The sequence below is a fragment of the Yoonia sp. genome (genome assembly GCF_014859355.1).
Lineage (GTDB): Bacteria > Pseudomonadota > Alphaproteobacteria > Rhodobacterales > Rhodobacteraceae > Yoonia.
On sequence record NZ_JACUUJ010000006.1, the window covers coordinates 38,009 to 51,575 of the forward strand.

Annotated in this window: 11 protein-coding genes; 9 read left to right on the plus strand and 2 right to left on the minus strand. The window is 61.3% G+C overall.

Annotation, left to right across the window (positions count from 1 at the left end; translation table 11 throughout):
- Nucleotides 1-21: 21 nt before the first annotated feature.
- The 5 genes from IBX59_RS03975 (at nucleotide 22) to IBX59_RS03995 (ending at nucleotide 4,512) form a co-directional block, all read left to right on the plus strand.
- Nucleotides 22-771: a carbohydrate ABC transporter permease gene (locus tag IBX59_RS03975; RefSeq protein ID WP_296372638.1), complete on the plus strand. Its 750-nt coding sequence runs from the start codon at nucleotides 22-24 to the stop codon at nucleotides 769-771.
- An 8-nt stretch (nucleotides 772-779) separates the two neighbouring features.
- Complete coding sequence (locus tag IBX59_RS03980; protein ID WP_296372640.1) at nucleotides 780-1,790, plus strand: aminotransferase; 1,011 nt, start codon at nucleotides 780-782, stop codon at nucleotides 1,788-1,790.
- Entirely contained in the window at nucleotides 1,787-2,731 is a 945-nt protein-coding gene (locus tag IBX59_RS03985; protein WP_296372642.1) for a carbohydrate kinase family protein, read from the plus strand. Before IBX59_RS03980 ends, IBX59_RS03985 begins: the two co-directional genes overlap by 4 nt.
- A complete protein-coding gene (locus IBX59_RS03990) occupies nucleotides 2,728-3,795 on the plus strand; it encodes an ABC transporter ATP-binding protein (protein ID WP_296372645.1) in 1,068 nt (355 codons plus the stop codon). Before IBX59_RS03985 ends, IBX59_RS03990 begins: the two co-directional genes overlap by 4 nt.
- A gap of 105 nt (nucleotides 3,796-3,900) precedes the next feature.
- Nucleotides 3,901-4,512, plus strand: a complete 612-nt coding sequence (locus IBX59_RS03995; RefSeq protein WP_296372647.1) for a hypothetical protein — start codon at nucleotides 3,901-3,903, stop codon at nucleotides 4,510-4,512.
- An 18-nt stretch (nucleotides 4,513-4,530) separates the two neighbouring features.
- On the opposite strand, the gene IBX59_RS04000 is transcribed toward IBX59_RS03995, so the two are convergent.
- Nucleotides 4,531-7,845 (minus strand): glycosyltransferase, encoded by a 3,315-nt coding sequence (locus IBX59_RS04000; protein ID WP_296372648.1) that lies wholly within the window; start codon nucleotides 7,843-7,845, stop codon nucleotides 4,531-4,533.
- 208 nt (nucleotides 7,846-8,053) lie between these two features.
- On the opposite strand from IBX59_RS04000, the gene IBX59_RS04005 reads away from it, so the two are divergent.
- The 3 genes from IBX59_RS04005 to IBX59_RS04015 all read left to right on the plus strand — a co-directional run bounded on the left by IBX59_RS04005 (nucleotide 8,054) and on the right by IBX59_RS04015 (nucleotide 11,939).
- A complete protein-coding gene (locus tag IBX59_RS04005; RefSeq protein WP_296372650.1) occupies nucleotides 8,054-10,459 on the plus strand; it encodes a DUF3131 domain-containing protein in 2,406 nt (801 codons plus the stop codon).
- A 218-nt stretch (nucleotides 10,460-10,677) separates the two neighbouring features.
- On the plus strand, nucleotides 10,678-11,310 hold the full coding sequence (locus tag IBX59_RS04010; RefSeq protein WP_296372653.1) for a glutathione S-transferase: 633 nt from the start codon (nucleotides 10,678-10,680) through the stop codon (nucleotides 11,308-11,310).
- A 26-nt stretch (nucleotides 11,311-11,336) separates the two neighbouring features.
- Nucleotides 11,337-11,939 (plus strand): glutathione S-transferase, encoded by a 603-nt coding sequence (locus IBX59_RS04015; RefSeq protein ID WP_296372730.1) that lies wholly within the window; start codon nucleotides 11,337-11,339, stop codon nucleotides 11,937-11,939.
- Between the two features lie 2 nt (nucleotides 11,940-11,941).
- Here IBX59_RS04015 and IBX59_RS04020 read toward each other — a convergent pair whose 3' ends face one another.
- Nucleotides 11,942-12,589, minus strand: coding sequence for an outer membrane beta-barrel protein (locus IBX59_RS04020; protein WP_296372655.1), 648 nt, complete (start codon nucleotides 12,587-12,589; stop codon nucleotides 11,942-11,944).
- Between the two features lie 415 nt (nucleotides 12,590-13,004).
- Here IBX59_RS04020 and petA point away from each other — a divergent pair, with 415 nt between their 5' ends.
- Nucleotides 13,005-13,565 carry a ubiquinol-cytochrome c reductase iron-sulfur subunit gene (gene petA / locus IBX59_RS04025; protein ID WP_296372657.1) on the plus strand — a complete coding sequence of 187 codons (561 nt, stop codon included), beginning with the start codon at nucleotides 13,005-13,007 and terminating at the stop codon, nucleotides 13,563-13,565.
- The last annotated feature ends 2 nt before the right edge of the window (nucleotides 13,566-13,567 follow it).

Here is a 13,567-nt window from a genome sequence, read left to right on the forward strand (position 1 = left end):
CCCTTCGCCTGGCTTTTCATCATGAGCATCTCTTCGACCAACGACCTTGTTTCGAAGCCGCTGCGCTGGTGGCCGGTCGAAACCGACTGGTCGCGCTACCGCATCCTTACTGACTTTACGCCCAATTCCCACGGTGCCGCCCTGATGTCGGCGCTTGGCAATAGCATCAAGATCGCTGCGATCGCGACAGTGGCTGCGCTTATGGTCTCTGTGCCGGCGGGATGGGCCGTTTCGCGCACGCCAGCGGTCGGCTGGTCGCTATGGCTGGTTATCGGCACTTACATGTTGCCACCGGTCGCATTGGCGGTGCCGCTCTATATGGGCCTCGCCGGGCTTGGGATGCTGAACACCAAGATCGGTCTGGCGATCGTGTATCTGACGGTTCTTGCGCCATTCACCACATGGCTTTTGAAATCCGGCTTCGATCCGATCCCGCGCGATCTTGAAAAGGCCGCCGCGATCGACGGCGCGCGGCTTGACCAGATGTTGAGGATCATCATCCTGCCATTGGCCGCGCCGGTGATCGGCACGGCGGCACTCTTTGCCTATCTGCTCGCCTGGGACGAATTCTTTTATGCGCTTCTTTTCACCTCGGACTATCGCGCCAAGACTGTCACCGTTGCCATCGCCGATCTTGCCGGTGGCAGGGTGGCCGATTACGGGCTGATCGCAACGGCAGGGGTCATCGCCGCGCTGCCGCCGGTGATCTTTGGCCTCGTCATGCAGCGAATGCTGATTTCCGGCCTGACGACAGGCGGCGTGAAAGGATGAAACCACCGATGCCAAACGCAAAACCACCCGGCCTTGTCGCGATCGAACGGGAAATGGCCCGGCAAGGCAAAGACGCGCTCGCCAGCTTTTCCGATGTCGCAAAGCGCGCGGGTGCTGTCGCCGCATCGATCCGGCAGACGGGCCGGCTTCTTCTGCTTGGGATGGGCGCGTCACACGGGCTGAACCGCGCGGTCGCGCCGCTTTTTCGCGCCCATGGCGTGGATGCCCTGGCGCTGCCGCTGTCCGAGCAACTCGACCAGCCGCTTGCATGCAATGGGCGGACGGTGATCGTCACGTCGCAGTCGGGCGAAAGCATCGAGGTGGTGCGCTGGCTTGCACTGGCGCACCCCGGCACGGATGTCTTTGGGCTGACGATGGACGCCGGTTCCACGCTCGCGCGGTCATTACCCTGCATGATTGGCGCGGGCGGGGTCGAAACCGGGTTCGCCGCGACCCGCAGCGCCTTTGTTGGCGTGGCGATCTACGCGGCGGTCCTGTCGGCGCTGGGCACCGATCCGGCGCCATTTCTGCGGGTCTTGCGCGCACCCACAGAGCCAGACATCGCGGACGCGGTGGCGGCACTTGCGGGCGTGCGCACCATCGTGACCTCGGCGCGCCGGCTTCAGGGGCTGGCCGAGGTGCTGGCGCTCGGTTTGACGGAACTCGCCCGGCTGCCCTGTTTCGCGCTGGAAGGCGGCCAGTTCAGGCACGGGCCGATGGAGATGCTGGGGCCGGATGTCGGCACCGTGTTCCTGCGCGGGGCGGACGTGACCGGCGATCGTGTGCGCGGTCTTGCCGAAACGGTCGCTGTGACGGGCGCGCCGACCGTTGTCCTTGATGCCTCGGGGCGTGCGCCCGCGACTGGGGCGGTCACAGTCGTTGCCGGGCAGCATGAAGGCATCGCCGCGCTTGCCGCCCTCCTTCCTGTTGCGCAGCGACTGATGATCGGCTGCGCGATCATGCGCGTTGCCGACCTTGGAACGCCTGTGCGCACGCAGAAGATCACCCGAACCGAATGACCCAGCCCACACCCCTTGCCGTCGTCGGCAACGTCAACATAGATCTGGTCATGGGGCCAGTCGCGCCTTGGCCGCAGCCGGGCACCGAAATCATCGTGGACGGCACCGACCTGAGATACGGCGGCGCGGCTGGCAATGTTGCCCTGACCTGGCGTGCGCTTGGCCACGCTTTCCAGATCGCCGCGAACACTGGCCGCGACACCTTTGGCGATTGGCTGCGCGACGGCTTTGCGCCGCAGTCCGATGGCTGGCCGGTGTCCGAAGCGGCAACCACGATATCGGTCGGCCTGACACATCCCGACAGCGAAAGGACATTCTTTACCACGCGTGGACATGTCGCCGAACTGACCTGGCCCGAAGTGCGCGCGATGATTGACTGGCCCCGGCTGTCTGGCGGCGGGCTTCTTGTCTGCGGATCTTTCATTACCGATGATCTGGCCGGGGACTACGACGCGCTTTTCGCCCACGCGCGCAGCCACGGCGCCCGCATCGCGCTTGATACCGGCTGGCCCGCGCAGGGCTGGACAGCCGCGACAGTCAGGCGCGTGCGGCGCTGGCTTGGGCAGTGCGACTATCTTTTGCTGAACGAGGTCGAAACACGTGCCCTTTCCGGCGGTCACGGCCCAGAGCATGCGCCGTCTGTGTTGCTGCCGTTCATGCCCGAAGGCGCGATCGTCGTCGTCAAGTGCGGTGCCGACGGTGTTGTTGCGGGTAGCGGCACAGGCGCGGTGCTTAAGGTCCCCGCACCGATCGTCACGGCGGCCGACACGATCGGGGCCGGCGACATCTTTAACGCCGCCTTTCTTGCCGCGCAGGCCCAGCGACAACCGCTTGCGGCCTGTCTGGAATCGGGCGTGCGCACGGCATCTATCGCGATATCGACCTCTCCGCGCCGCTATGACACCGAAGGGGCTACGCCCGTTAAAGGAGCCCCCGCATGAGCACGCTTGATCTGATCGGGGTCAGCAAGTCCTTTGGCCGCACCGAGGTTCTGAAGACCATCGACATCTCGCTCGCCAGCGGCGAGTTTCTTGTGCTGCTCGGCGCCTCGGGCTGCGGCAAGTCAACGATCATGAACATCATCGCGGGGCTTCTGTCGCCCACGTCTGGGGAAATCAGGATCGACGGCAAGCGCATCAACGAAGTTCACCCCAAGAACCGTGACATTGCGATGGTTTTCCAGTCCTATGCGCTCTATCCGAACCTGACGGTGGAAAGGAACATCGGGTTCGGCCTGGAAATGCGCGGCGTGCCAAAGACCGAACGGCAAGCTGCCGTCCTGAAGGTCGCCCGCATCCTAAAGATTGACGGGATGTTGGGCCGCAAACCCGCAGAGCTGTCGGGCGGCCAGCGCCAGCGCGTTGCCATCGGCCGGGCACTGGTCAGGGAACCAAAGATTTTTCTCTTTGACGAGCCGCTCTCGAACCTTGACGCCAAGCTTCGGATGGAGATGCGGGCGGAATTGAAGCGGTTGCACCGGCTGCTGGGGACAACCGTTGTCTATGTGACGCACGACCAGATCGAGGCGATGACCCTTGCCACGCGGATCGCCGTCATGCGCGATGGCCGGATCGATCAGATCGGCACGCCCGAGGAAATCTATGACCGCCCCGCGACGGCGTTCGTTGCGGAATTCGTCGGCGCCCCCCCCATGAACATGATCAACGCAATACTGGACGCGAACGGCCTGCGGCTAGAGGAATCGGGCCAGCGCGTGGCACTGACCATCGGGGCCGATGCGCCGCGCGAGGTAATTCTCGGCCTGCGACCAGAGGATCTTCACCTTGCCGATGCGTCAGAGGAACACGCCATCGCTGCGACCGTGGATTTTGCCGAACCGACCGGCCCCACTTTGATTGTGTTCGCCCGCCACGGCGGAAATCCGCTTGTCGCAAGCCTGCCGCCGCATTTGCAGATCGCGCCGGACAGCCAGATCCGGCTCACTTTTTCTCGGAAGAACATGCACATATTCGACAGGGCCTCCGGCAACCGGATCCAAACTTGACTATATTCTGCCACATCGAACCCATAATTGTGGGTTTCACTTTCTTTTCAAAGCGTGGCAGTTGGGATACACATTCAAACTTTGCTGGATGTCGAAAGGAATCACATGATGGTCAAGAAATTCGGAAAACTCTATTTGGCCGCGGCAATCTGCCTGAGCCTTTCGGCTTGCGCAGAGACGCCCGTCAGCCGTGCGCTGGGTCTGGACCCGGGCGTGGGTGCCCAAGCGGGTCCGAGCGGACGTTCGGTCGACGTATCAAGGGACTTTTCGGTATATCTAACCGGATACACCTACTGGGACAACACGCCCCCGGGATCAGCCGCAATCGCCCGTCCGGTCCTGCGCCAACAGGCAGGCGGCACCGGCACCTGGCAAAGCCCGATCACCATCGCCGTGGGCCACAGCATCGTCAATGGCCGCCAGACGCTTGATTATCCAGCGGGCACACGGTTCTATCTGCCGCGTCTGCGCAAATACGCCATTGTCGAAGATGTCTGCGGCGACGGCCCGGCCCCGCAAGGCGGGCCGTGCCACACCGGGCACAATGGTCACCCCTGGCTTGACATCTGGCTTGGCGGCAAGACCATGACACCACAGGAATCGGATGCCTGCGCGCGCCGCATCACCGCCGTTCAGACCGCGATCATCAATCCCCCGCGCGACTTGCCGGTTCATGCGGGCGAAATTGCAACAGGTGGCTGTCAGGTATTTCTCTGACCGTCTTCAGCCGCATCGCTATGCTGCCGGCTTGCCGATTCTGCCACGGCGGATAAGTTTACCCCAGCCAGCAATGCGGCCGACCAGAGCATGGCCCACCGCCCGATATATGGTGATGTAAAGAAGCGGCCGGTAAATCAGCCGCTGGAACGGCACGAGCAGCACCAGCCAAAAGTTTTCGCGCCTCTCGAACCCGAAGGCAACCAGCAAAACAACAAGATCCAGAACCGGAAGCGCCAGCCATCCGGCGATGATGGCCAAAGACGCCCCACTTCTTTCCAAGGGGACACCCTGAACAAAGTCAAGCGCAAGGTTGATCAGCACGCCCAGAAAGACCGCGTCGGCCATGGGCGCCAGAAGGCCAAGCATGATACCAGTCAACCAGAGATCCGGGATCGAAAAAAATCCGATCCCGCGCGCCGTCTTTGCCGCGCGCCGGTGTTTCCATGCGGTCTGCATCATTCCAAAGCTCCAGCGCAGCCTCTGCTTCATGAAAGCCGCTAGCGATTCGGGTGCATCCGTGATCGAAAAAGCGCACGGCTCGAATACGACGCGGTAGCCCGCCCTTTGTATCGCGACCGTCAGATCGGCATCCTCGGTGATCGTATCGGACGAATATAGCCCGACCCCGCGCACCGCCTCGGCGCGCCAGGCCCCGATTGCCCCCGGCACAACGAGCATCGCGTTCAGTCGCTCGGCTGCACGGCGGTCGATATTCTGCGCTGCAATGTATTCAAGCGCCTGCAACCGCGCCAGCAGGCCCCGACGATTACCAACCTTGACGTTGCCCGCGACCGCGCCGATCTGCGGGTCCGCGAAATGCCCCAACAGCTTGCTCACCGCTTCAGGATGCAGCAGCGTGTCGGCATCGACAGCCACCACCACCTCGGTCTCGATCTTGGTATAGGCGGCATTGAGCGCCTGGCATTTGCCGCCGTTTTCCTGCCGGATCAGCCGCACGCGCGGGTCATTGCCAAAGGCCTGTTCGACCGCCGCAGCAGTGCCATCGGTCGATCCGTCATCGATGACGATGACGCACAGGTCGGGATAGTCAGAGGCAAGCGCCGCCGCGATCCCGTCAACGATTACAAGCTCCTCGTTGTAGGCTGGAATGGTGACCGTCACGCGCGGCGGCGGTTCTGGCAGACTAACGGGATGCTGCCGCCGAAGCAGCGCAAGAAAAAGCACGAACAGCGACCGGGCGACACCATAGCAGACCGCGGCCCAAAAAACCCAGACCAGCAGGTGACCAAAGGCAGCAGCGGTGGCAAAAGATGCGCGGTCCAATAGCCTGAACTTGTCCGTGACAAGCGGCATCACCTCATCGCGGGACAGGCCGAGGAAGTCCGAGAGCAGGACAAACCGGTACCCCTCGGCCATCAGCCGGTCGATCAGCATCGGCACTGCGGCGACGGTCGCGGCGCGATCGCCACCGGCGTCGTGCATGACGATGACCTCTCCTGCGCCCATCTTCTTTTGTGTCATCACAAAATCAACGATTCCGTTCGCGGTCATGCCTTCCCAGTCGCGTGGCACGATGTCGGCACCGGCCACCATGTAGCCTGCATTCTCGAAAAGCCTTTGCTGCGCCGCCTCACCCTCTGTCAGGGGGCCTTCGCTGCGTCCGTAGGGTGTTCTTATCAGATAGGTCGTGCGCCCCGTGACACTGGCAAGCAACCGCTGGAGCGCGTTCAGTTCAATCTGTGACCGGCGCGGCCCCATATCTTCACCCTCCGGGTGGAAAAACGTGTGCGAACCAACCTCGTGCCCGTCACTGACCATGCGGCGGACGATATCAGGGTATTTCACCATGTTGCTGCCGATGACAAAAAAAGTTGCCGAAACATTCTTCGCCTTCAGCGCGTCGAGGATCGCCGTGGTATAGGCCGGATCAGGCCCATCGTCGAATGTCAGCGCAACAACTTTTTCGTCAACGCCGCCATAGCGTTCAACAGTGGCCGGACGCGGCACACGATCGTAGATTTCGCCATTGATAAGCCCGGTCGCGGGGTCGGTGAAGAACCGCCGCTGCCCGGTGACCGACGACAGGATAATCTTGCGGAAGGGTCCGTCGCCAACATAACTGACATAATCGGGGAAGCTGACCGTTTCCAGCGCACCGGCGCGCGGCGCCTCAAGGCCGTGCCGGAACAGCGACCAGGCGGCCGGATCCTCATAACCAACCTGCCACAGAACGACGCCCGCAACGGGCCTTTGCACCAGGGTGACCAGTTGGTTGTGCAGCGAGACGGCATCGAGAATCCAGATCTCGGTCTCATCGCCGTCATCAGTTGTATAGGTCGCACGGGTGTTCAGCGATCCTTCCTCTACCGTGATGAATGATGTGTGCTGCGCGATGCGGCGCATCGCCTCTGCAAAGGGCAGGCGCGTCGGTTCGGGGTCGCCCTCTGCCCATAAAAAGGCGAAAGATCCAAGCGCGAACCGGAGCTTTTCGGGCCCTACCGCGGCGACCACATCGGCAAGCAGCGTTTCAAACCAGTCCTGTGACGCGATCGGGCTTGGCGGCCTGCCGGTTTCGGGTGTGCGAAACGCCTGCACAAGAACCGAATCGACGGCCCCGACCAGATCGGCGTCGCGCCAAAGCCCCCTATCGGCTTCGGTGACAAGGCAGCTTGTGACACCGGGCGGCAGCGCCGCATCCAACGCCCCCAACAACGCACGCAGTCCCGCAAGATGTTGGGGATCGACCTGTTGCGGATAGATGCAAACTCCCGCATAGGGGCCGCCCGCGACTTTCGATATCAGTGCCGCGACGATGCGCGCGCGGACTTCGCCATGATCAAGCGACGCCGCATCAACCGCTTCTGGCGCAGGCAGCGGCAGCAGCGCCACGAGTTCGAGGTTCACCGCAGGTGTCACGCGCTTGAGATCGCGCAAATAGGCATCTGTTCCGCTCTCGGCAAGCCAGTCTACCGTCTGGGACGTGATGTCGATCGTCAGCCATTCCGCCAGGACGCCGTTAAGACCGCCGCAGGCGCGGGAAAGGGTTGGAAATGCCCAGTCTGGCCAGACGCGCAGATAGGCAAAGCTTGGAATGTGCGCAATATCAGGCAGCAGTTTGGTGGCGGCGACCGGTGCGCCGGTGCATGTCGCAGCCACCGGCGCCGGGCCGGGTTCCGCCACGCCATCGTTGACGAAGGCCCCCCCCCGGATCAGATCAAGCTTTTCGTTCTCCGGCAGGATATCTACGTAGTAGACGCCAAGTGCAAAGGACGACAGCCAGGCCAGACAGAGCATACCCGTCAGAACACCGAGGATCCTGAGCTTCCGGCCCCGACGATGCGAAGGATCAAGAAAAACGGGATTGCGCATACGCGAGCGCTTTCTCGCAGCCCTTCGCACCTTCCCATCCGCCATATCGGTTCCTGCTGTTTGCCAGCGCGGTCAATTGATCGCTGTGCACGATCTTATTTATGCTATAGGCTGAGGCTTCGACGTCAAGCCGACGAATTGGCGCTGCCGGGCGTTCCGCAATGCGCGGCAGGGCGGATTCGGGACGGGCAAAAACCTGAGTGAGTATATGCGGATCGACCGAAGAAATTTCCTGCGGCTGGTCACATCACCGTTGCTTGTGCCCGCCTTGCCTGTTCCGGCAGGCGCCGATGCACCGACGGATGCTGTTTTCATCATCATCGAAGGTATCGGGGCGACGACGCCGGTTGACCTCTTGCAGCGCTGGGTCGCGCCGTTTCTTGCCGCCAAAATCCCGTTGGCCGTGATCCCCAACCTGGAATCCGACCCAGCCGCTGCGCTAATTGAAGAGCTTCGCCAGATATTTGCAACCTCTCCGGACCTGACAGAACCGGTGCTGTCGCTTCCCGGTCTTTCTGAACTGCCCCACTATTTTCAGCGGCGAACAGCCAGCGACGCCTTGCAGCGCATGCGCGGATTGCTTGAAAACGCAGCTGGCGCGCCGCCGTCCTTGCCGGTGACAATCGCGACAAACGCCCCGCTCCTGTCCAATTTTGATGCCCTGCGCTGTCTTGGTATCCGCAATGTCCTGACCCTCTCGGCGGCGCAGTCGGTGTCCTCGGCGGGTTGCGCCGAACGCGTGGTCTGCCTGCGGGGCGGCCAGCGCATGGTGGTGGCTGATGTGGCCAACCCCACCCCCTGGATCGAGGGCACCTTTGCCGCGCCGGGCTGGCGGCAGATTGTCTTTTCGTTGGCCGGAATCGAAAATCTGCCAGCCCCCGATGTCAGATTGCGCGCGCAGCGCGCCGCTGACGCCATCGGTCGCATGCTGAACTCAGGCCGGCACTTCGCTGCGCTTCCGCGCGACCACGCGCTGTGGTTCGGCGATGACCAGATGCGCTTTGTCGCGGTTCGGATCGCGCCCGGAACAGCCGCGACGGCAGCAGCGATGACGACGATCAAGGATACACTTCTGGCGCTCGGAATCACCGTAACCGACACCGCGCCACCCGATATTGCGACTGCAACCGACCTTGTGCTTTTGCCCGGCGCCGGGCACGCGTTTGATGACCGCGGGCGTTTCATCCGTGGCGAAACTGCGCTGTCGCACGCCGCCGACCTGACGCGCCACCCTAACCTGATGCGCGATGCCATCATCACCATCAAACCACAGGATTACGCAACGGTCGCGGCCCGCAAGGCGACCCTCGACACGCTGCGCGCGGTCCAGCAATTGCCGGGGACGCGGTTCGTCGATATGCCAGCGTTCGTCGCGGCAACGGTCACCCCTGATCCGGTCTTTGACCTCCTGCGCGAGACCCGCCGCGACAGCAAGGACGCATCAGAAGACCCCGAGGCGCTGACCCATGACGAACTCTTGGCCGATGCCCGTCATGCCTGGACCTACTTCGACCGCTTCACAGTCGCCGCCACGGGGCTTTGCGTTGATACCGTGGATGTGCAGGTCGGCTATACGTGGCTGCATCGCGAACTGACAATGTGGGATTTCGGCAGCCTGATTTCGGCTGTCATGGCGGCCCATGAACTGGGGCTGATCCCCGACACGGAATTCATCGCGCGGTCCGCGCTTTTGGTCGGGGCGCTGCCGGTTGCCCGTATCGGTGGTTTGATGCTCCCGAGCGAGGTGATTTCCGCGGATACTACGGCTGCGCTGTCCTCTGATTTCAATGCTTGCGATACGGGCCGGCTCTTGAATGTGCTGCGTGCGTTTGACGCCCATCCGCTGATCCGGGGCATTGCAGCGGACAAGATCGCGCGCTGGGATCTGGACGGCGTCGTCGTCGATGGCCACGTTCATTCCGTGGTGAAGGGGCGACTGGTCGATCGTTTCCGTTCGCAATGCGCGCATTACACCGCGCTCGCGTTCAGGTCGCGCGGCATAGAGGCCGCATCCCCCTATGAGGTGGCGGACGCAGATTCAAAAACAGACCGCGAGATGCAGCTTCTTCAGTCTCTTATCGGCCTTGATCCACTTGGGGCCGAGCCACTGCTGCTGGAGGCGCTGGAAATTGGGCTGTCGGAACCGTCGGCCATGCTCGCCGACGTGCTGTTTGGCGCACAACGGCGCGAGTACGAAAGCACCGGCGCCCTCACAAGCATGTCAGAGGCACCGATCAACCGGGAACCCTGGTTCACCTACCAGGGGCTGAACATCGCATCTTCCGAAGAACGCTGGGTGGTGAACGCCACCTCGGCTAATCCCCGCTTTGCCACGCCGGCCTTCCGGCGCGAGATCCGGCTGGTCAATACCAAAGCCGCCTATCTTTGGGCCGCGACCCGGCCGAGCGCCTATTCCACCCTGCTTGCCAGACATGTGCGCGACCGCGCGCGCCTTGATGGCATCGGCTTTTCCCCCGGGGTCTTTGTGGCCACCGGACAGGCGATGCCGGGCTATTCCGACGTCAATACCAACGGTATCGTCCTTGAGGCGATCGCCTATCTTTTGCGCGGGCGCATGCCACGCAAGGACCTGGTGCCACTGCGGCAGCCATGACGGTCAACACCAGATCAGCCGATGCATCAACGGCCATCCTGTTGCTGTCATCCGTAATGCCTTGCAGGTGACAGGTTCGCTGACGTCCGTCGTGAAACGATCCGGGGCAGGCGGCGGGATTTTGCTGATGTGGATGCGCTATATTATAAATGGTGGAATACATTGTTCTTAAAAGTTATTTCCGCCTTGACGATATCCCCGCGGGAGTCTTTCGACCTATGCAACCCCTTCCCATTCTTTGGTCCTTTCGGCGCTGCCCCTATGCCATGCGCGCACGGCTTGCCATCAGGGCCAGCGGGCAGAAGGTCGCACTGCGCGAGATCCTTTTGCGCGCCAAACCCGCCCCATTTCTTGCCAGGTCATCCAAAGGCACCGTGCCGGTGCTGGACACGGGCAATCAGGTCATTGCCGAAAGCCGCGACATCATGCTTTGGGCCTTGTCCCGCAACGACCCCAAAGGCTGGCTGGATATGCCCGATAACGGGCACAGCCTGATCGACCAGTGCGACGGGCCGTTCAAACGCGCCTTGGATCATACCAAATACGCCGTGCGTTTTCCCGACCTTGACCCTGAAACAGAACGGGCAAGGGCGATGGATTTCCTGCGTGACCTGAACAAGCGCCTGACCGCAACCCGCCATCTGACAGGCCCTCGGGCCACCCTTGCAGACATGGCGATCCTGCCCTTCGTGCGACAATTCGCAAATATCGACCGGGCCTGGTTCGCCGCCCAAAGTCTGGACCCACTCAATCGCTGGCTGGATGATTTCCTGCACTCTGACGATTTTGAGGGTGTGATGACAAAATATTCACCTTGGCAAGTCGGACAGGATCAGGTCTTGTTCGGGTAAATCCGTCTTGAAAGGCCCTGGTCATGATGCAACTGCTTATTTCCCCTGCGTCACCATTTGTGCGCAAGGTGCGGGTCTTGCTGCGGGAAACAGACATGCTGGACAAGGTAGAGGAAGTTCACGTCGTCACATCTCCGCTTGCGTCAGACCCGAGCGTGCTGGCCGCCAACCCGACGGGCAAGATACCGGCACTCGTGCGCGCCGATGGCCCTGCCATGTATGACAGTCGGGTGATCACCCGCTATCTGGACGATCTGGCAGGGGGGCATCTGTATCCGCAAAGCCGCATCTGGGAAATCCTGACGCTTGAGGCGACAGCGGATGCGATCATGGATGCGGCTGTTTTGATGGCCTACGAACTGCGGTTCCGCACCCCCGAACAGCAATCAACGGCATGGCTGGATGCGCAGTGGGGCAAAGTCAGCCGCAGCGTCACCGCGATCAACAGCCGCTGGGTAAGCCACCTGAGCGGACCACTGACCATAGGGCAAATCGCCGTCGGGTGTGCGCTGTCCTATCTGGATTTGCGGCATGACGCGCGCAACTGGCGCGATGGCAACATCACCTTGGCCGCGTGGCACGCAGATTGGGTGCAACGCGACAGCATGGTCACGACACAAGCCGAATAAACCTAGAAATTAAAGCTGACGCCCAAGTTGACCGCATTGGTGATCACATCGGTTTCAAGCGTGCCGCCCGTGTCCAGATCAGCGGTGTTTGATGAATAGGTGCCTTTGTATTCACCAAAAACAGACCACCGGTCATTGATCGGGTAACTTGCACCTGCAATCACAGTCGCGGCTGGCCCGGTCAGCTGATATCCAAAGGTTTCGGACGTTCCATTCGTCACCTCGACATGCGGAATCGCCACACCCAGCCCGCCACCAACATAGGGGCTGATTTGACCAAAGGCACTTGGCCAGCGACGGTAGGCATTAACGGTCAACGTATTCAACCCGTCGGTCATTTCCAGCACGGTATATCCCGGCGGCAATTCGCCCGGCTTGGGGTATATTTTATTATGTGCGAAATCGAGCCCGAAACCAAAACCGCTTTCCCGCCATTTGGTCGCGCGAATGCCATAATAGGGTGGCGCATCACCTGAACGACCTTCCCAAGCAACGGAAAAATCACCGTCCGGGATGGTGCTATCGCCACGGACCGAAACATCTGACGGATTTGCCGTTTGCACACCGCCATAAAAGCTAAGCTCGACTTCTGCGATGGCGGGTGCTGTCGCAGCCAGGAGCATCACAAATGCAATCGTCGCGCGTTTCATCGAATCGGTCCTTAAAGCAGGTCGTTATGTCAAAGCATCTATGCCTCTGCCCCGACACTCACAAGTAAACACTAATTCACAGTTAAGCGACACGAGGTATCTGTGACACAGCTGTCACAACCTTTGCATTAAAAAGGCCGATTTGTCCAATTTTCAGCTGATGCGCGTATTTTAAAGGCAGGTTGCACCCCGCCGGTGCGGCTTGTCAGGCGTCTGGCCTGCCGATCTGCACGGTCAGAGGGCGCGCACAGCGCGTGATCAAATAACCCCACCCCTTACCAATGGCACCCTGCGCCCGAATGTCCGCTGGACGTTGCAGGTTTTGATGGCTAAACAGCGGCGGAACAGGCTAACGGCGACGTTCGCCTTATTTTTCGTGTGGGCGCTTAGCCCGAAAAAATCGGAGATGCACACTGTGTCACATGCAGATGAACACCAAGGCACACGCCGCGACTTCTTGTATTACGCAACCGCCGGTGCCGGCGCTGTTGTCACAGGTGCCGCGGTTTGGCCTTTGGTTAACCAAATGAACCCTTCCGCTGATGTTCTGGCGCTTGCCTCGATCCGCGTTGATGTCAGCGCGGTTGACCCCGGCACACAGTTGACAGTGCTGTGGCAGGGCAAGCCCGTCTTTATCCGTGCCCGAACCGAAGATGAAATCGCTCAGGCCCGCGCTGTCGATATCAGCGCCTTGCCTGACCAGAAGGCGGAAAACGAAAACCTGACTGCCCCAGCGGATGCATCGGATGAAAATCGCGCCCTATCAGAAGATGGCGTATGGTTGGTTCAGATGGGGATTTGCACCCACCTTGGCTGTGTGCCTTTGGGTGAACAAGGTGAATTTGGCGGTTGGTTCTGCCCCTGCCACGGGTCGCACTACGACACGTCAGGCCGTATTCGCAAGGGGCCAGCGCCACGCAACCTTCTTGTGCCCGTCGCGTCATTCGTTGACGAAACAACAATTCAACTGGGTTAAGG